The sequence below is a fragment of the Sinimarinibacterium arenosum genome (assembly GCF_005047655.1).
Classification (GTDB): domain Bacteria; phylum Pseudomonadota; class Gammaproteobacteria; order Nevskiales; family Nevskiaceae; genus Solimonas.
The window spans coordinates 1-20,338 of the sequence record NZ_SUKF01000017.1 but is presented as its reverse complement, the minus strand read 5'-3'; the positions used below and the strand labels follow the sequence as shown (position 1 = coordinate 20,338).

23 protein-coding genes and 1 pseudogene are annotated in these 20,338 nt (G+C 63.4%); 19 read left to right on the top strand and 5 right to left on the bottom strand.

Going from position 1 to position 20,338, the window contains the following annotated elements; all coding sequences use genetic code 11:
• The first annotated feature begins 256 nt into the window (after nt 1-256).
• The 16 genes from E4T66_RS21170 to E4T66_RS21095 all read left to right on the top strand — a co-directional run bounded on the left by E4T66_RS21170 (nt 257) and on the right by E4T66_RS21095 (nt 11,979).
• Nucleotides 257-655 (top strand): cupin domain-containing protein, encoded by a 399-nt coding sequence (locus E4T66_RS21170; RefSeq protein ID WP_136852124.1) that lies wholly within the window; start codon nt 257-259, stop codon nt 653-655.
• Nucleotides 656-698: 43 nt separating this feature from the next.
• Nucleotides 699-1,157, top strand: coding sequence for a YybH family protein (locus tag E4T66_RS21165; protein ID WP_169577763.1), 459 nt, complete (start codon nt 699-701; stop codon nt 1,155-1,157).
• Between the two features lie 11 nt (nt 1,158-1,168).
• A complete protein-coding gene (locus tag E4T66_RS21160; protein ID WP_136852120.1) occupies nt 1,169-1,618 on the top strand; it encodes a hypothetical protein in 450 nt (149 codons plus the stop codon).
• 5 nt (nt 1,619-1,623) lie between these two features.
• Nucleotides 1,624-2,058, top strand: coding sequence for a hypothetical protein (locus E4T66_RS21155; RefSeq protein ID WP_211243070.1), 435 nt, complete (start codon nt 1,624-1,626; stop codon nt 2,056-2,058).
• Between the two features lie 90 nt (nt 2,059-2,148).
• A complete protein-coding gene (locus E4T66_RS21150) occupies nt 2,149-2,748 on the top strand; it encodes a GNAT family N-acetyltransferase (protein ID WP_136852118.1) in 600 nt (199 codons plus the stop codon).
• Nucleotides 2,738-3,193: a GNAT family N-acetyltransferase gene (locus E4T66_RS21145; RefSeq protein ID WP_136852116.1), complete on the top strand. Its 456-nt coding sequence runs from the start codon at nt 2,738-2,740 to the stop codon at nt 3,191-3,193. Before E4T66_RS21150 ends, E4T66_RS21145 begins: the two co-directional genes overlap by 11 nt.
• 17 nt (nt 3,194-3,210) lie before the next feature.
• Nucleotides 3,211-3,669 carry an SRPBCC family protein gene (locus tag E4T66_RS21140; RefSeq protein WP_136852114.1) on the top strand — a complete coding sequence of 153 codons (459 nt, stop codon included), beginning with the start codon at nt 3,211-3,213 and terminating at the stop codon, nt 3,667-3,669.
• A gap of 134 nt (nt 3,670-3,803) precedes the next feature.
• Entirely contained in the window at nt 3,804-4,223 is a 420-nt protein-coding gene (locus E4T66_RS21135; RefSeq protein ID WP_136852112.1) for a GFA family protein, read from the top strand.
• A gap of 72 nt (nt 4,224-4,295) precedes the next feature.
• A complete protein-coding gene (locus tag E4T66_RS21130) occupies nt 4,296-4,709 on the top strand; it encodes a GFA family protein (protein ID WP_136852111.1) in 414 nt (137 codons plus the stop codon).
• Nucleotides 4,706-5,128: a hypothetical protein gene (locus tag E4T66_RS21125; RefSeq protein ID WP_136852109.1), complete on the top strand. Its 423-nt coding sequence runs from the start codon at nt 4,706-4,708 to the stop codon at nt 5,126-5,128. The genes E4T66_RS21130 and E4T66_RS21125 overlap by 4 nt, the downstream gene beginning before the upstream one ends.
• Before the next feature lie 66 nt (nt 5,129-5,194).
• Nucleotides 5,195-5,818, top strand: coding sequence for a LysE family translocator (locus tag E4T66_RS21120; protein ID WP_136852107.1), 624 nt, complete (start codon nt 5,195-5,197; stop codon nt 5,816-5,818).
• Entirely contained in the window at nt 5,811-6,287 is a 477-nt protein-coding gene (locus E4T66_RS21115) for a GNAT family N-acetyltransferase (RefSeq protein ID WP_136852105.1), read from the top strand. The genes E4T66_RS21120 and E4T66_RS21115 overlap by 8 nt, the downstream gene beginning before the upstream one ends.
• Nucleotides 6,284-6,763: a hypothetical protein gene (locus tag E4T66_RS21110; protein WP_136852103.1), complete on the top strand. Its 480-nt coding sequence runs from the start codon at nt 6,284-6,286 to the stop codon at nt 6,761-6,763. Before E4T66_RS21115 ends, E4T66_RS21110 begins: the two co-directional genes overlap by 4 nt.
• A 160-nt stretch (nt 6,764-6,923) precedes the next feature.
• Complete coding sequence (argS, locus tag E4T66_RS21105) at nt 6,924-8,705, top strand: arginine--tRNA ligase (protein ID WP_136852101.1); 1,782 nt, start codon at nt 6,924-6,926, stop codon at nt 8,703-8,705.
• Nucleotides 8,706-8,711: 6 nt separating this feature from the next.
• Complete coding sequence (locus tag E4T66_RS21100) at nt 8,712-9,317, top strand: SPOR domain-containing protein (RefSeq protein WP_136852099.1); 606 nt, start codon at nt 8,712-8,714, stop codon at nt 9,315-9,317.
• A gap of 346 nt (nt 9,318-9,663) precedes the next feature.
• Nucleotides 9,664-11,979: a hypothetical protein gene (locus E4T66_RS21095; protein WP_136852097.1), complete on the top strand. Its 2,316-nt coding sequence runs from the start codon at nt 9,664-9,666 to the stop codon at nt 11,977-11,979.
• Nucleotides 11,980-12,044: 65 nt separating this feature from the next.
• On the opposite strand, the gene E4T66_RS21495 is transcribed toward E4T66_RS21095, so the two are convergent.
• The 3 genes from E4T66_RS21495 to uvrD are packed head-to-tail and all read right to left on the bottom strand — an operon-like array spanning nt 12,045 to nt 15,575.
• Nucleotides 12,045-12,467 carry a ribosomal protein L7/L12 gene (locus tag E4T66_RS21495; protein WP_211243069.1) on the bottom strand — a complete coding sequence of 141 codons (423 nt, stop codon included), beginning with the start codon at nt 12,465-12,467 and terminating at the stop codon, nt 12,045-12,047.
• Nucleotides 12,464-13,285 (bottom strand): M90 family metallopeptidase, encoded by an 822-nt coding sequence (locus E4T66_RS21085; RefSeq protein WP_248679834.1) that lies wholly within the window; start codon nt 13,283-13,285, stop codon nt 12,464-12,466. Before E4T66_RS21085 ends, E4T66_RS21495 begins: the two co-directional genes overlap by 4 nt.
• Before the next feature lie 7 nt (nt 13,286-13,292).
• Nucleotides 13,293-15,575: a DNA helicase II gene (gene uvrD, locus E4T66_RS21080; RefSeq protein WP_136852095.1), complete on the bottom strand. Its 2,283-nt coding sequence runs from the start codon at nt 15,573-15,575 to the stop codon at nt 13,293-13,295.
• Nucleotides 15,576-15,775: 200 nt separating this feature from the next.
• Between uvrD and E4T66_RS21075 the strand changes: the two genes are divergently transcribed.
• Nucleotides 15,776-16,525 (top strand): putative porin, encoded by a 750-nt coding sequence (locus E4T66_RS21075; RefSeq protein WP_169577760.1) that lies wholly within the window; start codon nt 15,776-15,778, stop codon nt 16,523-16,525.
• Nucleotides 16,526-16,665: 140 nt separating this feature from the next.
• Complete coding sequence (locus E4T66_RS21070; protein WP_136852090.1) at nt 16,666-17,469, top strand: SDR family oxidoreductase; 804 nt, start codon at nt 16,666-16,668, stop codon at nt 17,467-17,469.
• A gap of 99 nt (nt 17,470-17,568) precedes the next feature.
• Here the strand turns inward: E4T66_RS21070 and E4T66_RS21065 are convergent, their stop codons facing one another.
• Nucleotides 17,569-18,303, bottom strand: a complete 735-nt coding sequence (locus tag E4T66_RS21065; RefSeq protein WP_136852088.1) for a TerC family protein — start codon at nt 18,301-18,303, stop codon at nt 17,569-17,571.
• A 570-nt stretch (nt 18,304-18,873) separates the two neighbouring features.
• Between E4T66_RS21065 and E4T66_RS21060 the strand changes: the two genes are divergently transcribed.
• On the top strand, nt 18,874-20,004 hold the full coding sequence (locus E4T66_RS21060) for a glycosyltransferase family protein (RefSeq protein WP_136852086.1): 1,131 nt from the start codon (nt 18,874-18,876) through the stop codon (nt 20,002-20,004).
• 18 nt (nt 20,005-20,022) lie between these two features.
• Here the strand turns inward: E4T66_RS21060 and E4T66_RS21490 are convergent.
• A pseudogene (locus E4T66_RS21490) lies at nt 20,023-20,338 on the bottom strand (PepSY domain-containing protein); the annotation flags it as partial.

The window sequence follows — 20,338 nt, the reverse complement described above, 5'->3', positions numbered from 1 at the left end:
CCATCGCTACAACCACCACCGTCCCCATCGCAGTCTCGGCGGCCTGTCGCCCGTCCGATTCGCAATGGCACAATCACCTACAACCTCTACTTCTGAGTGACTCGAAGGAACGAGGATCTTTCAGGTTTCCACCACCTATTACTGGTATGAGGGCCGCTGGCTGACGCTGGCCGGGGCGGACTGAAGCATCGCGCGCAGCGCTTCGGGGATTGCGCTACCGTCTTCGCACTTCGGCACTCATCAAGGACGCGCCGCCATGAAACTCACCGAAACCTTTGCCGTGTTGAAGCCCGACATGACGATCGACACGGTGGCCGTGTCGCCGACGATCTATGCGCAACTGGATGCGGCATACAACCAGTTCAAGTCTCATGCGCTGATTGCGATGCACGCGTTCGACAAGGACTGGGGCGTGTGGGAACGCCATCCCGCCGGTGATGAAGTGGTGGTGCTGCTGTCCGGCGCGGCCGACATGCGCCTGCGCCGGGCCGGCGGCGATGACGTAGTCGCGCTGCGCGAGCCGGGTTCATATGTGGTGGTGCCGCGCGGCGTCTGGCATACCGCGGAGATCACGGAGAGGGCCCAGATGCTGTTCATCACGCCGGGTGAGGGCACCGAGAATCGTGAGACCCTGACACCCCATGCCGTCGCATAGACTCCCCGCTGTTCACCCATCACGAGGCGATCGGATGCCCTTCATGAAACTGTTTGGTCTGATGCTCGTTGCCGCGCTCGTCGTGGTGCCGCTCACGCGTCCGGCGCAGGCATCCGCAGAGGATTCCGCCGCGGTTGTGGCGACGGTTGAGGCCTTTCACGCCGCGCTGAAAGCCGGCGACGCGAAAGCCGCCACCGCACTACTGGCGCCCGACGTGGTCGTGCTGGAAGGCGGCCACCTGGAAACCCGCGAGGAGTATCTAGCGCACCATCTGGCGGCAGACATCGCGTTCACCCAGGCCGTCGACACGCAACGCGGCCCGTTGGACGCCCAGGTCGACGGTGCAGTGGCATGGACCTACACCACGTCGACGTCCACCGGGACGTTCAAGTCCCGCGATATCCGGTCCGCCGGCGCAGAGTCGATGGTGCTGTCGAGGACGCCGGATGGATGGCGCATCCGCTCGATTCACTGGTCGTCGCACACACTGAAACAGAAGTAGCTGATACGACGATGTCACCTGCCACGCCGATCCGGGCCGTCATCCAGCAGGAGCCAACCGGCTGCGCGATTGCCAGCGTCGCGGCACTGGCCGGGGTGTCCTACGCCCGCGCCCAAGCCGAGGCCAACACGCGGGGCATTTTTGCAGCGGACCCGCGGCTGTGGTCGCAGACCGAGCATGTGCGCACGCTGCTGCGCGCGTTCGGCCTGCGGGCGAAATCCGGTGAGACGCCATTCACCACCTGGGAGCGGCTGCCACCGCTGGCGCTGCTGGCGACCAAATGGCATCTGGAACGCGGAACGCCGTTCTGGCATTGGGCGGTGTACTGCCGCGATGAACACGGCGCACGCGTGCTCGACTCCAACGCCGGATTGAAGATGCCGGAGCGGACCGACTTCTGGCGTATCAAACCGAAATGGTTCATTGAAGTCCGGCGCGCGGGCAGCTGTCCAGGGGCCTGAGCGACGTGACGACGCCGGGCTTCACGCTGAGACAGGTTCTGCTCGCTGCGGTCAGCTACTTCGGGCTGGTCTTCGGGGCCGGTTTCATGCTCGGGGCGATTCGCGTGCCGCTGCTGGTCCCGCGCCTGGGTGAGCGTGCGGCAGAGCTGCTGGAAATGCCACTGATGGTGGGTGTCACGGTGCTCGCGGCCCGGTTCGTCGTGCGCCGCCATGCCGTGCCGCTGCAGTGGTCTGTGCGTGCGCGGGTCGGTGCCATCGCCCTGGCGCTGCTGATCGGCGCGGAGCTGTTGCTGGCGGTGGTGATGCAGGACCGTTCGCTGGCGCAATACATTGCGTCCCGCGATCCGGTTTCAGGGATCGCCTACCTGATGGCGCTGCTGCTGTACGCAGCGATGCCCTGCCTTTTGATGCGCTTTCGGCGTCCCGCTTCGAACAACTGAAGCGCGTGGTGGTCACGCCACCGCGAGCCGCTAGACTTGCTGCGTTCGCACTACATGATGCTGGCTGCGTTGCTTAATCCGTGACTGCTGATGAAGATCGAAAACACCGTTCTGCGCGGCACAAGCGTTCGGCTTGAGCCGCTGACCGAGGATCACCTGCCGGGGCTGGCGCGCGCCATTGCCGATGGAGACCTGTGGGCCTTGCCCGTGACCCTGGTGCCACGCCCCGAAGAGCTGGATACGTTTCTGTCCTCCGCGGAAGTGCAATTCGCCGGCGGCAAGGAGCTTGCCTTCGCCACCGTCGATCAGGCCTCGGGACAGGTTGTCGGCAGCACACGCTTCCGCTGCATCGAGGCGGCGCACCGTCGCGTGGAGATCGGCTTCACGTTCATCGCGCAATCCTTTCAGCGCACGCACGTGAACACGGAAGCGAAACTCTTGATGCTGCGACACGCGTTCGAGGTGTGGGGCGTCCATCGCGTCGAGCTGTTGACCGACGTTCTGAACCACCGATCCAGAGCCGCGATCGCGCGCCTGGGCGCAAGAGAGGAAGGGGTGCTCCGTCATCACATGATCATGCGCGACGGCCGCATCCGCGATTCCGTCGTGTTCAGCATCATCGCGCCGGAGTGGCCTGCGGTTGAGGCGGCCTTGCGCAACAAGCTGGCGGCACCCCGTGATGCGCATTGAATCGGGCGGCCTGCATCATCCGGCGGTGATCGCGCTGCTGCAGTCGCATCTGCAGGCGGCGGCGCTGCACTCACCGGCAGAGAGCATTCATGCACTGGATCTCGACGCGCTGCGTTCACCGGAGATCACGTTCTGGAGCGTCTGGAACCACGCGGAGCTGATGGGCTGCGGCGCACTCAAGGCGCTTGACGCCTGGCATGGCGAGATCAAATCCATGCGCACCGCTAGCCCATATCTGCGCCGAGGCGTCGCTGCCGCGCTGATGGAGCGCATCGTCGATGAGGCAACCCAACGGTCCTACCGGCAGCTGAGTCTGGAAACGGGTTCGGCGGACGCCTACATCCCGGCCCGGCGGCTTTATGCGAAGTTCGGGTTTGTGCCCTGCGGGCCGTTTGCGGACTATGTCGAAGATCCTTACAGCCTGTTCATGACCCGCATGCTGTAAATATCCCGGAAGCCCCCATGCATCTGCTTGCCGAACAATCCACTGCGCTCGAATGCAGCGCCGAGACCGCATACCAGTACGTTGCCAATCTGGAGCGATTCGGCGAATGGTTTCCCGGCGTGGTGGCAATCGCGTCCGCCAATGATCGTCCTCATGGCGAGCCCGGCAAGACCTACCTCGAAACGGTGGCGATTCCACTGCGAGGCACGCGCAAGATCATGCTGACGGTGGTCGACGCGCGGCCGAACCAGCGCCTGGTCACCGAAGGCGCGTTCCTCCCGCTACTACCGCGGATGGAAATCGACTTCGAGCCCACGGCGGCGCATGCGTGCCGCATCCGCTGGCGCATGTTCAGTCGCAATACGCATCCGCTGATGCGGGCGACGCTGATACCGCTGACACGCAGGATCATGCAGCGCAGAGCGCGGCTCGGGATCGCACGCCTGAAGATCCGACTGGACAGGGCTCAGCCCTGAGATCGGACGCAGGCCCGGGCCAGCCGGCGCTTGACCTCGCAGGTAATTGAACACGCGCCGCGCTCGGCGGATGCTGCTCCCGTATCGACACCGCGCGTGCCTGCGCGGCCCCCATGTCTTGCCTGGAGCCCCCGATGCAGCGAACCGCGCGGTGCCACTGCGGAAATCTGACCGTCGAATGCCGAGGTGAACCGGTCAACGTCTTCATGTGCCACTGCGAGATGTGTCAGCGCCGCACCGGCACCGCGTTCAATCTCGGTGCGTGGTTCCCGCAAGGCGACGTGAAGATCTCCGGCCCACGGAAAAGTTACCAGCGCAGCGGCGAACTCGGCGCCCAGTGGACATTCCAGTTCTGCCCCAACTGCGGCACCAGCGTCTGCTGGACTTTGGAGTCGGTGTTCCCGGATCAGGTCGGCGTCGCCGTCGGCTGCTTCGCCGACCCAGGCTTTCCGGCGCCCACGCTGTCGTTCTACGGCGCGCGACGGCATGCCTGGCTGACGCAGCCGGCCGCGACGCCGAGTCACCTCGGCACGCTGGGCAGCGAACTGGAATGACGCCAAGCACCGTTTGAGCCGGCGCCTGCGGGCTATGCTCCGGGTTCATCCCCGAAACCCCGGAGAGCCCGCATGTATACCGGTCGTTGTCTGTGTGGCGGCGTGCAATTCCGCATCGACGGTGAACTGGCGCCGATCCAGGTCTGTCATTGCACGCAGTGCCGTCAGGCCCAGGGCACGCCGTTCGCGACCAATATCCCGGTTGAGGCCTCGGCGTTCACTTTGATCTCCGGCCCCGAACTGCTCAGCGACTATGTCTCGTCACCTGGCAAGCATCGCGTGTTCTGCCGTCGCTGCGGTTCGCCGGTCTACAGCTTCAGGGATGCGCTGCCGGCGACGCTGAGAATCCGTGCCGGCCTGCTGGTCGAACCGCTGAATACGCGGCCGGCATTTCACTTTTACACGGCGTCGCAATGCAACTGGTGGCCCATTCAGGACACGCTACCGCAGTATCCGGACGCGTACGTACCATCCGACCCGAGATGAAGATCGACACCAAGCGTGGCAGCATGGGCACCCGAGCCCATTCCTCCGGAGTCGATGCGATGCGCGCTGCCGCAATGCTCATTGCCCCGTTTGTGTTGCTGATCGCTGCCAGCGGCTGCAGCTCCGGAACAAGCGCGCAGCAGGATATCGTCAAGGTTTTCAAAAGCGACGGCTCCCGTCAGTGTGAATCCGAAGGCACCTCGGTGGAGACGATGGCGCAGGAGTTGATCAACGCCGGCATCGACGTGCTCTGCGGACAGAAAGGCGACGACGGTCTGGCCCATCCCACGGTCTGCGGCGGGGAAACTGGCGCGATCAACGTCTACAGCATTCGCGCCGCATCGCAGCCGGATGCTGAATCGCTGGGTTTCGCACCGGTCAGCGATTTGTCCGAGTATCACGACACGCCCTGCGGCTAGCCTCCGGCGTCCGCGCTGCAGACGCGGTTACTCTTCCGCTTCGTTCCGGCCAACCCTTCGGCACTCATGCAATCCAGCCTCTCCCCTCCCAGCATTGCCGCGCTGTTCAGCGCCATGGCCGTCCTTGCGGCGATTCCCAGCGTCAGCCTGCTCGCCGTCACCGCCAATGCAGCCAGCAGCGGACTGCGTCACGGGGCGCTGACCGCCCTGGGTGTGGTGATGGGCGACATGGTGTTCATGCTCACCGCGGTGTTCGGCCTGGTCCTGTTGAGTGACGCACTCGGCAGCGCGTTTACGCTGGTGAAGTATGCCGGAGCGGCCTACCTGGCTTGGCTGGCGGTCACGCTGTTGCGCACCGGCGAGCCACACCGTCAGCGTTCCGGCGTCGCCCGACGCTCGTACCTGGGCAGTTTCATGACCGGCCTGCTGATCACGCTAGGGGACCAGAAAGCGGTGCTGTTCTATCTCGGCTTTCTGCCGGCCTTCGTCGAGATGGAGACACTGACGCCGCCCGATATCGGCGTGATCGCGCTGGTGACGCTGGTCGCTGTGGGCGGCGTCAAGTTCGGCTATGCCTACGCCGTCGCGCGTGCGGGCAAGGGCATCGGTGAAAGTTTCAGCAAAGCGATGATCCGCATGGCCGCGGCGCTGCTGCTCGGCGCGGCCATCGCCATCCTCGTCCATGCCTGAGGCCCTGCATCTTCGTCCCGCCACCGAAGCGGATGCACCGGAGATATCAGCGCTGATCCTCGGTCTGGCGGATTTCTTTGTCGATGCGAATGATCGAGCCGATGCCACGGCATTCTTCGACAGCCTGTCGCCCTCGGCACTGCGGACCTTCATTGCTGATCCGACAATCGATGCCTGGATCGCACGGGCCGGTGACGTGCTGCTCGGAGTTGCATCCATGAAGGACCGCCGGCACCTCTACCATCTTTTTATTTCCCCGGAGGCGCATGGACAGGGCATCGCCACACAGCTGTGGATGCGGTTGAAAGCCCGCGCACTCGAACAGGGCCATCGGGGCGCCTTTACCGTCAATTCATCGATGTATGCGGTGCCGGTCTATCAACGCTTTGGCTTCGTCACCACCTCCCCCCCGCAAACACGCCACGGCGTACGCTATCAACCGATGCAGCTGACGGAGGGAGCTCAGTGAAGTTCGCATTCGCTACCTTTATTCAGGCACGTCTGGGCGGCACCGGCGCGCTGGCCCTCGGTTTGGGACTGGCGCTGGGGATGAGTGGACTGACCGCATGCTCGAATGATCCTGCCGACGCACCCGTGCTGGATCAGGAATTCAAGCTCGCCTACGGCAAGCAGGCCCAGCTCAAAGACGCGGCGCTGACGCTGGACTTCGTTTCGGTCGATGAAGACTCCCGCTGCCCGTCGGGCGGCGAGTGTGTCTGGGCGGGCCAGGCCCGCATCACCCTGAACGCCGAGGAGCTCGGCGCGGAGCCCGCCGCGCTGGCATTCACGCTGCACGGGACGGAAACCGCGGTGTATCGCGAATACACCGTGCAGCTGTTGCAGCTGGACCCCTATCCCTCAGTGCAGCACCACCCGGACAACGATGAATACCGCGCGACGCTGGTGGTCACGCGGACAGCCGGAGCGGCTGCAGCATCGCGTTAGCGCGGTCTGTGCGCGGTCCGACACGCCCGGAATTCGGGCGTCTCGGCCGGCCTGAAGCGGCCGCAAATTCGCGCCGCCGACGCGGTCTCGACGACGTTTCGCCGCGACGACGCGGATACCGGGTAAAATCCGCGGTCCCAAGGCGTAGACCGACCCCCGAATGAAAGAGCACTTGCAGGAGCTGTTGGCCAGCGCGCTGAAGCGCGTTCTGGCGGAATCCGGCGTGGAACACACGGCGACGATCCAGCTCGACGCGACCAAGGACACCAAATTCGGCGACTTTCAGAGCAATCTGGCGCTGCAGCTGGCCAAGACGCTCGGCAAGCCGCCACGCGGTGTCGCTGAAGCGCTGGTCAAGCAGTTGCCCGACTCGACTCGAGTATCCAAGGTCGAGATCGCCGGCCCCGGCTTCATCAATTTCTTCCTCGCCTCGGCTGCGTTCCAGGGCGTGGTCGCCGAAATCATCGAGCAGGGCGAAGACTACGGCTGCGACCGTTCCGGCAATCGCGGTCGCATCATGGTCGAGTTCGTCTCCGCCAATCCGACCGGGCCGATGCACGTCGGTCACGGCCGCGGCGCCGCCTATGGCGACTCGATCTCCAAGCTGCTGGCCGCAACCGGCTGGCAGGTCTGGCGCGAGTACTACGTCAATGACGCCGGTCGCCAGGTCGACATCCTGACCCTGTCGGTCTGGGTGCGCTATCTGGAACTGTGCGGCGAGAACGTGCCGATGCCGCAACGCGCGTATCCGTCCGAGTACATCCGCAAGACCGCGCAGGTGCTGCACAGCGAGCACGGTGATGGTTTGCGCTTCCCCGCAGCGACGGTGCTGGACGACGTGCCGGAGGAGCCGTTGCCAGGCCCGACCGATACCGAAGCCGAGAAGGCCGTGATCAAGACCGGGCAGGAACGCTTCATGGACGCGCTGATCGTGCGTGCGCGCTCGCTGCTGGGCGACGAACGCTACGACCTGATCAAGCAGGCGGCGTTGGATGATCAGCTGGCGGCGATCCGCAAGACGCTGGCCGACTTCAACGTCAGCTTCGATCAGTGGAGTTCCGAGCGTGAGCTGGTCGACAGCGGCTTTGTCAGCAAGGCGCTGACCCGGCTGGAACAGCAGAACCTGACCTATGAGAAGGACGGTGCGCTGTGGATGCGCACCGAGCAGTTCGGCGATGAAAAGGACCGCGTGCTGATCAAGGCCGACGGCGCCGCGACGTATTTCTGCAACGATCTGGCCTATCACATCGACAAGCTGGATCGCGGCTACGACACCCTGATGGACGTCTGGGGCGCCGATCATCACGGCTATATCGCACGCGTACGCGCGGCGATCGAAGCGCTGACCGAACGCAAGGACGCACTGAACGTGCAGCTGATCCAGTTCGTGACGCTGTCGTCCGGACGCATGGGTAAGCGCAGCGGCAACTTCGTGACCCTGCAGGACCTGATCGACGAGGCTGGCACCGATGCGACGCGCTTCTTCTATCTGACGCGCTCGCACGACCAGCATCTGGAATTCGACATCGATCTGGCGCGCTCACAGACCAACGACAATCCAGTCTTTTACGTGCAGTACGCGCACGCGCGCATCTGCCGCGTGTTCGAGCAGCTGGTCGAGAAGGGCGGCGACTGGGATCCAGCCACGGCCAAGCTGACCTTGCACCGGCTGACCAACGAGCATGAGAAGGCGCTGCTGACCCTGCTCAACCGCTATCCGGACATGCTGCAGCGCGCCGCCAGCGCGTACACCCCGCATACGGTGGTGTTCTTCCTCAAGGACCTGGCCGAAGCACTGCATGCCTACTACAACATGCACCGTTTCCTGGTCGAGGACGATCCCGAGCTGCAGGCCGCGCGGCTGGCCCTGGTCGCGGCCACCGGTACGGTGATCCGCGCCGGACTGAAGATTCTTGGCGTCAGCGCACCGGAAAAAATGTAAAGCCCGATGTCGCGCGACTACGCCCAACGCTCCAGCCCGCGCCGTCAGGCGACATCCCGCGGCCATGCCAAACCCAAGGCGATGCCGGGATGGGTCTGGCTTCTGGCCGGCCTGTCGTTTGGTCTGGCGATCGCCGCATTCGTCTACATCTCGCGACCGGCGCCGGAACTGGCGCGCAGCGACGAACCGTCACCGGTGATTGCCGCCAAGAAGCCCGCCGCCGCAAAGAACGCACCGATCCCGCTGCCGCCGAAAGAAAAGCCGCGTTTCACCTTCTACGAAATTCTTCGTGACCAGGAAGTCGTGGTGCCCAAGGAGCAGACCCGCAGCGCCAAGGCGCCGAAGGTTGACGCACCGACCGCAGCCGACAGCAGCACCGAACAGTACGTGATTCAGGTCGCATCGTTTCGCGAACAGAAGGAAGCCGACCGACAGAAAGCCAGTCTGGCGCTGATCGGCATCGAATCCCGCATCGAGTCGGTGACAATCGATGGCAAGGACACCTATTACCGAGTCCGCGTCGGGCCGGAAAGCAGCTGGTCGAAAGTTCAGGCCACGGTTGCGCGGCTTGACGACAACGGCATCGACGCGATGGTGATCAAGCTGAAGTAGCAGGCGATCACGGCGATCGATCGTCGCCTTCACTTTTCATACTGCCTGACGCAGGCTGCCGCTTCATCTACACGCATATCGTTGCCACGACGCGGCACCTGACCGCTATCGCCTGACGTTGCCGGAAATCTTTGACGCCATGCCGGCCGCTATTGCCTACAGCGCTGCCGCGCTTGACCCGATTCATCGGTCATCACCAATCCGCTACCTTTGCGCCAACGACCGCTGTTGTTCGCATTGCGCCCCGTGATGCGTTGTGTTCAACAGTCCGCGTTCAGGATCCCGTAGCCACTGCCCTGGGTCGCGAGCGCTGTCGATCAGGATCCATTGGCTAGCAGGAGTGTTCATGAAGCGCGCCCCCCACCGTGCGGTGTATTTTTGTGCACCGTTGATTTGCCTGATGTCGCTCAGCGGCTGCGGCAATAACGACCACGAGGCGACGCCCCCGGCGCCCGTGATCAGTTTCAGTTCGGCGATGAACAAGGTCGCTGCCGGATCGACGCTGCCCCTGGTCTGGAACGTCCAGAGCGCCGAAACCTGCACCGCCAGCGGCGGCGCGAGCAGCGGTTGGTCCGGTTCGGTTCCAACCACCGGTTATCTGTTGGTCGACGCGCCATCAACGCCGGGGACCTATACCTACACGCTCACCTGCAGCAACGCCGGACAGACCAGCGCCGACAGCGTCAGCGTACAAGTCACTCCGGCGAACGCCGGCAATGACGCCGTTACTCTGAGCCTGACGCCGTCGCTGCAGACGATCGACACCCATACCGCCGGTTCACCGCTGCAGTGGATCGCGACCAACGCCGTTCAATGCACAGCCAGTGGCACCGATGCCGCATGGAGCGGATCCCGCGCCACCTCGGGCAGTTTCACGCCGACGCTGGCCAACGAGGGTGTCTATGTCTACAACCTCGCCTGCACCAGCGCGTCGGGCGACGAAGCCTCTGCCAGTGCAGTGGTCGAAGTGACGCAAAGCGGACCCGAAGTCACCCTTGCGTTCGATCACGGTCGCATCTCCGAGGGCGGCACCAGCACGCTGCGCTGGACGGTGCGCGACGCAAGCTCGTGCGTCGCCAGCGGCGAGGATCCGGGCTGGGTCGCAACCACGCCTTCAGTCAACGGTGGAAGCTATGTCGCCAGCAGTCTGACTGCCGGCGGTTACATCTACACGCTGAGCTGCACCGACGCCCATGGCAATACCGGCAGGGCGTCAACCAGCCTGTCGGTATCCAACGTCGCGCCGCCGAGCATCGACAGTTTCATCATCGACGGTACCGATCCGGTGACCGTGTACTGGACCGCTGCGGGTGCAACCGATTGCACCGCGTACAGTCCCAACGTGCCGGCCTGGAACGGTAGCAAGGTCGTTTCGGGCACCGAAGAAATCGCGCTCACCGGTATCACGCTCGGAGCCAATGAAGACTACGTCTACATGCTGGTGTGCAATGGCGCCGGCGGGCAGTCGTGGGCCACGTCAACGGTTTCCGACACTGACAGCGCGACGCCGGCTGTGACCCTGATCGCAACGGCCTCGCGTGTCGCACAAGGCGCACCGGTCACGCTGAGCTGGAACGGTGAAGGTGTATCTACCTGCAGCGCATCGGGCGGCAGCGGTGCGGACGGTTGGTCCGGAAGCCGCAGCACGCTCGGCGGCGAGCGCCTGAATGCGGCCAGCGTCGCGGGCATCTATCCGTACACGCTCAGCTGTGTCGACGCGACACTGGCGCAGCGTGCGGAGGCCACGGTCTACGTTACCGTCGGCAACGCCGCGCCCAGCGTCAACCTGACTCTGAACAACGCCAAAACGGCCACAGCCGCAGCGGGTACGCCGCTGAACCTCAGCTGGAACGCAAGCAACGCACTCAACTGCATTGCCGAAGGCGGTGTACCTGGTCGTCCCTGGAGCGGTGCGCAACCGTTGCAGAGTGACGGCTTCTTTGTCGACAGTACGGGTCTGACCGGCCACTACGACTTCACCCTGCGCTGCGGCATGCCCGGTGGCCAGAGCGCTGTCGAAACGGTCGGCGCCGACATCAGCGGCGGCGAAGACCAGTGTGGCGTTGGCGCGGCGTCAATGCTGCTGACCGGCGGTGATGTCGAAATTCCGTGGGTGCGTACTTCGAGCGTCGCGGTCAAGCTGCGCAGCTCTGTCGGTGACACCCCGATCGGCATCATCAGCGCCGGCGACGGCAGTGAGATCATCGACGCCGATCTGGAGTCATATACCCAGGCCCTGATCGCGCTGGATCTGCTCGGCATCGGGAACATCGTGGTCGACGTCTATTCAACGGCACAGAACACCGACGGCTCGATCAAACCGCTACCGGTCAAGCTGGGCCAACAGGCCGGCTTTATCGTCAGCAATCCGAACCAGTGGCTGTCCCTGTCGCTGCTCGGCCTCGACAGCATGACGCCGATCACCGGCGTTGATGCAGACGGCAACGTCACTTTGGGCAGCGCCGACTACACCAACGCCGACGGACTTTTGCTGACCGCGCTGCAGCTGGTCAACGATTCCCAGCGCTTCTTCGTGTCGTTCCCGCTCGACGATGCGACGACCACGGCTGGGGTCTACGGGGTGCGCTACAAGATGAAAGGCGGCCTGCTGGCTGTTGCCAAGATGCTCAATTTCTACGGCGCCTGCATCACCAACGAGTGAGGCATCGCGATTGAGCGTTCGCGTCGGCCCCGCATATGCCGGGCCGACGTCGTTTGCACAGACGGTCAGCCATAAGCGGACCAGATCACCGCGACAGCGACCAGCACAGCGCTGGCAATCAGCCAGCGCTGCAGCACGCGCAGCTCGTGGTCACGCAGATGCGGTGGCAACACCGTATCGACTGCCCGCTTTGCCTCACGCAGTCCGCAGCCGGTCAGATCGCGGACCCGTTTGATCGCGGCGAGCGTCTGCCCCGCCCGGATCAGACGCTGCACTTCTGCATCGGCCAGGCCCGAGTTCGGTGACGCCTGCTGCACGCGGACCCGCGGCTGCAATTCGCGTTGCGCGTCGGCCAGCGAGGCAATGCGCTCCACGGCATCCTTGGCTTCGCTCAGCCCCAGGCCGCGGACTTTACGCAGCAGTTTGATCGCCTCGATCTTGTTGCCGGAAGCCACCAGCGCGACCAACTGCGTTGCTTCATCGTTCACGGCATTTTCCGGTGTGCCCCCCACAGCGCATGCTGTGCGGTATCAAGTCCATAGTAGTCATGAAACAGCGCATACAACTCCGCGTGATGCTGCCTTAGCGCCGCGCCGCGCTGGAAGAACGCCTCGGTCGCAACACCGAAGAATTCACCCGGGCTCTCGGCGCCGTAGGGGTCCAGCACCGGCGGACGCCGGTGTCGTTGCAGGCGCTGGTATTCGCGCAGCATGACCTCGGACCAGCGACTGTAGTCGTGCAGGGCGGGCGCTCCCTGCACGTCGGGATTTTCATCGTCGAGCTGATGCGCAAACTCATGCGCCACGACGTTGACCGCGTCGCCATGCAGCGCAGCTTCGACGTCAGCCCAGGACAGCACCACACGATCGCCGTGCCAGGATTCACCGAGCTGTTCGACCGGAGCATCGCTGACCAGTCCGAACTCGTCAGGCTCGTCGTGCTTCACATAGAAACGGTCCGCATACAGCAGCACCGCACGCACATCCGGAAACAGTCGCGCGCCCGGACGCAGCACCAGCAGACATGCGAGCCCAGCCACGGCAACACGCATGTCGTCACTCAGCTTCAGTCCGGCACAGGGCACAAATCGCTTCTGTAGCAGGAAATCGCGAACGCGGTCTTCGTAGATCCGACTTAGCGCCGCCGGCACCATGACGGCGTGCGGCACCTGTCGATACAGCTGCTCGCGCCATTGCGGCGGCAGCTCGGCGACGGTACGCGGTCGCGGTGATCTGAACATCCAGCCGATCACGACGGCCAGGACCACGACCAGCGCCGCAACGGCCTCTGGTGCAACCGGCGTCACGCGCGAATCAGACCGGCAGCAGGTTGGCGTACGACAGCATCAGCCATTTGCTGCCGCCCTTTTCGAAGCGGACTTCAACGCGGGTCCGGTCGCCGTCGCCGTCGAACTGCAACACCGTGCCTTCACCGAAGCGCTCATGGCGCACACGTTGGCCCAGGCGCAGACCATTCGGCCCGCTGGTCTGTCGCATCGACGCCGGCATCGCGGTGCGTGCCGGTGGCGCCGCAGGCACGCCGGCGCTGTAACGCGAACCGCCACTGCCGCCGCCGTAGCCACGCGCGGCAAATGCCGGACGCAGTGTATGGGCGCGCGGCCGCGTTTCGACGATGCACTCGGGTGGTATTTCCTTGAGGAACTGTGACGGCATGCCGATCTGCTCGACGCCATGCACGCGGCGCGTTTCGGCGTAGCTCATATACAACCGCTTGCGTGCCCGCGTGATGCCGACGTAGCACAGCCGGCGTTCTTCCTCGAGGTTGCCCTCGTCGACCGAACGGATATGCGGGAACAGTCCGTTCTCCAGACCGACCATGAACACGATCGGGAATTCGAGCCCCTTGGCTGCGTGCAAGGTCATCAGCTGCACACAGTCCTCGCCGGGACCGGCCTGTTCCTCACCCGATTCCAATGCGGCGCGCGCCAAGAAAGCCGTCAGCGGATCGAGCTCCGGTTCGCTCAGTCCTTCAACGTCGGGATCGGCCGGCGCATCCTGCAGCTGCTGCAGCTCGAAGCTGCGGGCCGCGTTGATCAATTCGTCGAGGTTCTCCAGTCGCGTCTCGGCCTGCTCACGCCCTTCCTTCTGGTAGTGCCCGCGCAGGCCCGAGCGTTCGATCACCTGCTCGGTGGTTTTGCTCAGCGAGAGTTCCTGCGTGGTCTGCGCGATCGAATCGATCAGCTTGAGGAAGTCCTGCACTTTGCCGGCCGAACGGCCCAGCGCGGCGCCGCCGTCACGCGCTGCGGCCCACATCGACAGCCCTCGCTGCCGCGCCAGTACACGCAGCCGCTCGACCGTGGTCGCGCCGATTCCGCGCGTGGGCGTATTGACCGCCCGCTCGAAGCTGACGTCGTCATCACGGTTGTGCAATAGGCGCAGATAAGCCAGCGCATCCTTGATTTCCTGGCGCTCGAAAAAGCGCAGGCCGCCATAGATGCGGTACGGAATGCGCGCGCGAATCAGGGTTTCTTCCAGTACCCGCGACTGCGCACCCATGCGGTACAGCACCGCAATGTCGGTGTAAGCGCAGGCACCGTCGATATGCTCCTTGATGCGGTTGGCAACAAACTCGGCTTCGTCGTATTCGTTGAATGCGGCGTATAGCTGGATCGGCTCGCCTTCGCCGATTTCGGTCCACAATTTCTTGCCCAGCCGCGCGCTGTTGCGCGCGATCAGACCGTTGGCCGCGTTCAAGATGGTGCCGGTGGAGCGGTAGTTCTGTTCCAGTCGCACGATCTCACACCCAATGAAATCGCGTGACAGATTGATCATGTTCTCGACCCGCGCACCGCGCCAGCTGTAGACCGACTGATCGTCGTCACCGACCGCGAACAGGGTGCCGGTGTCACCGGCGAGCACCTTGAGCCAGCGGTACTGCAGCGCATTGGTGTCCTGGAACTCGTCGACCAGGATATGACGCAGACGCCGGCGGTAGTGCGCCTGGATGTCGGCGTTGTCGCGCGTGAGCTCGTAGGCACGCAGCAATAACTCGGCAAAGTCGACCACACCCTGCCGCTCGCAGGTCTGCTCGTAGGCGCTGTAGATGCGCACCAGCTGTTGCTGGGTGAAGTCGCCTTCGCCACTCAAGTGTTCGGCGCGGCGTGCTTCTTCCTTCTGCGTGTTGATCCAGCCGGCGACCATCTTGGGCGGCCATTGGTCGTCCGCCAGATCCAGTCCCTTGAGCACCCGGCGCACGACGCGCAGCTGATCGTCGGCATCGAGGATCTGGAAGCTCTGCGGCAAACCGGCTTCTTTCCAGTGCAACCGCAGCATGCGATGCGCGATGCCGTGAAAGGTGCCCACCCACATCGCCCGAATCGGTACTTCGATCAGCTGCTCGATGCGTCCGCGCATCTCGCTGGCGGCCTTGTTGGTAAAGGTCACCGCCAGAATCGACATCGGCGACACACCCTCAGCCGCAATCAGCCAGGCAACGCGATGCGTCAGCACGCGCGTCTTGCCGGACCCGGCGCCGGCCAGCACCAGACGGTGCTCGGGCGGAGCCGTCACGGCTTCGCGCTGCGCCGGATTCAGATGCGAGACAAGTGGGGAGAGATTGCGGGTGTCTAGTTGCATCGTCGGAATGTGCGAAGCGGGCCTTGGACCCTGGCGCCACTGAATGACGCACGGGGCACCATTGTAGTGGCGCCAAAATGGTGCCCCGACCTATTGGCGCGCCATTGTGGTGCGGCTATAGTCAGAAAGCCGACGCTTTGTCACAAAAATGTAACGAAGGCGCGCTCGGCATCCTGGGGTTATTCAGAGGACTTAAAACAATGATGAAGCAAGCATACATGGCTGCTGCGGTCGCTGCGGCGCTCGCAACCTTCGGCGCACAGGCACAGGACTATCAGATGGAGGGTGGACTGACGTATGCCCACGTCGACGCTGACGGCTCGACCGACAGCATCTATGGGGCCGATTTCACGTTCCACCTGAAGCAGGTCAGCACCAACGGCCGCCCGCTGGCCGAGGCGGCATTCCTTGGGCGTTCGAGCAATCTCGGCATTTCGTACGCGACGGCCGACAAAGCCGATGTCGACGCGCTGAACGGCAGTGGCGAATTTTTCTTTGGCGACTTCTACGGCGCCGCGGACGTGACCCAGGCGTCGATTGGCAGTGAGGACTCGACGGACTTCGCTGTCCGTGCAGGCTTCCTGCCGATGGATGGCCTGCTCCTCACGGTCGGGTATGAAGACCTGGATCTCGCCGATCTGACCGCCATCTCCCTCGGCGCGAAGTATGTCGTTCTGCTCAACGATGGCATGGCCCTGAACCTTGAAGCCGACATCAAGCAGTACGACGATCAGGACGACACGATCGAATACACCCTGTTGGCGGACTTCTACTTGAATAGCGCACTCAGCTTTGGCGTCCGCTTCAACGACAGCGATGCCGACGGCTCCGAATCCACCGTCGGCGTTGGCGCGAAGTACTTCTTCACGCCAGTCATCAGCGGCGAGATCGAATACGCCAACCAGGACAAGACCGACACGATCGGCGCCCGCGTGGCGATGCGCTTCTGATCCGTTGACGGCTTGGATGTGCGAGGCCCGCCATCGGCGGGCCTTTTTCATGGGCACTCATTTCACCGAGGCGTTTCGGTGCGAATACACTGCCGCTTCGCTCCGGCTGCGCCGGACGCATCAAATCAGGGGGCTTAGAAATGAAAACGGTTTTGATCACCGGCGCCAGTACGGGCATCGGCAAAGCAACTGCCGAACTGTTTTTCCAGCGCGGCTGGAACGTGGTGGCGACGATGCGTACACCGCAATCGGATCGCGACGACCCGCGCTGGATGGTCACACGCCTGGACGTCACCGACGCCGAGTCGATCACGCAGGCGCTGACGGCGGGACAGTCGCGTTTCGGCGGCATCGATGTGCTGGTCAACAACGCTGGCTATGGTCTGGTCGGCACCTTCGAATCCATGGACGAAGCCCGCGTGCAGCGCCAGTTCGAGACCAATGTGTTCGGTCTGATGCGCATGTGTCGCGCGGCGATTCCGCAGATGCGCGAACGCGGCAGCGGTGTGCTGGTCAACGTCGCCAGCATGGGCGGGCGTCTGACCTTTCCGTTCTACAGCGTTTACCACGCAACCAAATGGGCGGTCGACGGGTTCACCGAGTCACTGCAGTTCGAGCTCGCGCCACTGGGCATCCGCGTGAAACTGATCGAGCCCGGCGCGATCAAGACCGATTTCTACGATCGCTCGGTCGACTTTGTGCATGATCGCGCGCTGAGTGCGTATAACGATACGGTCGACAAAGGTACGCGCCGCATGAATGCCTTCGGCGCCAAAGGCGCGGCACCGACACTGGTTGCCGAGACGATCTGGAATGCCGCAACCAAAGACAATGCGCGTCTGCGCTATCCGGTCGGCAGTGACGCAAAAAGCCTGCTCTTTCTGCGCCGCCTGCTACCGGACGCCGTCTATCGCGGCATGATGCGCAAGCAGCTGCTGGGCTGATCTACACACAGGGCCGTAAGTCCCTCGCGTCGCGAATGGCAGGCCCGAACTCGGGCCTGCCATCAGCGCATTGGCGTTCGCGCTTGCGCGCGTTTGAAGTCAGACCCTGACGCGCTGCTTCGCGCGTGCACGCATGTTGATGGCCTCGACACCGATCGAGAACGCCATCGCGAAGTAGATGTAGCCCTTGGGCACATGAAAACCCAGGCCTTCGGCGGTCAAGGCCATGCCGATCAGAATCAGGAAGGCCAGAGCCAGCACCTTGATGGTCGGATGACGCTCGACGAAGCGCGACACTGCACCGGCAAAAAACATCATCACCCCGATCGCGATCACGATGGCCGTGATCATCACGCCAAGACGATCGGTCATGCCGACCGCGGTAATCACCGAATCCAGCGAGAAGATGATATCGAGCAGCATGATCTGCACGATGACCGAGACGAAACTGACTGCGGCGGTCGTGATGGGCGCGCCTTCGGATGACTCCGGTCCGGTCCCGCTTTCGACATGGTGGTGAATCTCCAGGGTGCTCTTGGCAATCAGGAACAGGCCACCGCCGAACAGAATCAGATCGCGTCCGGACACGCTGTACTGCAGCACCTCAAACAGCGGCTGCGTCAGTCGCGCAACCCACGCCAGGGACATCAACAGCAACACTCGGGTAATCAATGCACCGGCAAGGCCCCAAGTGCGCGCACGTGCGCGCTGTGCTTCGGGCAGCTTGTTGGCCATGATCGACAGGAAAATGATGTTGTCGATACCCAGGACAATTTCCAGCGCGGTCAGCGTCAGCAACGCCGCCCACAGTTCCAGATCGAACACTGCGTGCACGAAGTCATGCTCAGGAGAGGGGGCGCCTAGTGTATCCCGTGGCCAATACGGGTGGAGTGGCGCCTGCTGGAAAAATTGACGTCAGCGTCAGCGAGGAAAAGTGCACACCGGTGCCAACTGCACCGGTGTCAATGTGGCGCGCTCCATTGCGAGTTTCTCCTCCCGCTGTATCCCGCTGCGTCGCGCCTGCCGCTGCGGGTGCGCGGTCCAGGGGACCGTTCGCACTTTGCCGTCCAACCATCCATACCGACCATTGGTCCGGTGAATGGGGCCGCTACATTAACGCCAAGAAACAGCGCAGAAAACTCCACCTTGGTCGAGGGAATACGCAATTTCACGTACGATCGCATAATCCACTGATATATAACGCGTTATTTTTATTGGAAAGCAAAATTACAGGGGCTCTTCAGGGCGGTTTTGCTGCATCTAAACCCAAGTTTGCGCACTGTTGCGGTGCAGCATTGCTCAGCCATACCGCGGTTGCCGTCATCAAATCGACGCCGATTTGTCATCGTCAGATCATCGCCGGGCTGGAGTATCCATCCCCAAATGAACAGTGGACCTCAGCGTATGCGAATTGCTTATGGCGTCATGGGCTACGGACGCGGCCACGCAATGCGGACGATGTCGGTACTGCCGGCCTTGATGCAGGAACATGACGTCACGGTATTTGCCGGCGCCGATGCCTACGACGTCCTGGCACCCCGCTTCCCGACCGTGCGGATTCCAACCATCGGCTATCAGTACAACGATGGCGGTTCACATTCGCTACTGCGCACGGTGCGGCGCAATTTCGCGCCGATGTCCGATCTGCTATTCGGCGGCGCCGGAACCGAACAGGTCGCCAACGAGTTTCGCCAACGCGGCATCAACCTGGTGATTTCGGACTCCGAAGCATGGACCCATCGCGTGTCGCAGAAGCTCGGCATTCCGCGCATCAGCTTCGACCACGTCGGCATCATCGCCTACTGCAAGCCGCACTTTCCGGCTGACCTGTGGGCATTGGGCATGCGAGACGCCTGGGGCTATCGCAGCCTGATGGGCGTGCCCGAACGCATCCTCATTTCCAGTTTCTATCCGGCCGAGCCGGCCTATCCACAGGTCAAGATCGTCGGGCCGATGCTGCGCGACGAAGTGCTGAAAGCGCAGCCCGCCAACGGCGACTACCTGCTGGCGTATTTCAACAAGGGCGAGCATCAGTATCTGCCACATGTCGACCGCGCACTGCGCCTGCTCGACTGCAAGGTCGTTGTCTATGGCACGCCGCATCGCGGTGAAGATGAAAATCTGGACTTCCGTGCGCCCAGTGTCGAAGGCTTCGTGCGCGATCTCGCCGGTTGCCGCGCGGTGCTGTCGACGGCCGGCAATCAGCTGATCGGCGAAGCGATTCACTTCGGCAAGCCGATCCTCGCCGTGCCGGAAGACGCGTTCGAGCAGCGCCTCAACGCCCACATGATCGAGCGTATGGGCGTCGGCATGCGGGCAGATCTGATGCAGCTGACACCCAGCGACATCGACCACTTCATGGGCAGCCATGCCTGGTACGTTTCGAACATGCGCGAGCACGCAGGCAACGGCCGCGTTGAAGCGATCGAAACCCTGCGGCGTTACATCAACGAGATTGCGCAGCCGCGGCGCCGTGTCGCCGCCTCACGCAGTGGCGCGCTGCCACGCCCGGTCGCAGCCCGCCGCAGCGCCTGAGCGCGCGGATCAGTCGCTCTACACCAGCGCACTTTTCCCGCGTTTATTTTTATTTCTGGCCTGATTCATCCGGCGCATCATCCAGATGCCGGTGATGGAGAGGGCGAGTGCGGAGAGTCCGACGCAGTTGATGACCCAGGGCCCGAAGCGTCCGAACAGACGTCCTGAGTGGGCATCGATCAACACCTGCTCCAGCGGCATCGACGGTCGGGTGTACGGCAGGATCTGCTTCTGACGCTCGGCCGACAGATCAGCCGGCTCGACCCAGGTGATGGACGCATTGGCCGGCAGCGCCTGCCAGTCCAGACCATCGACGGTGGCAAAGACATCCAGA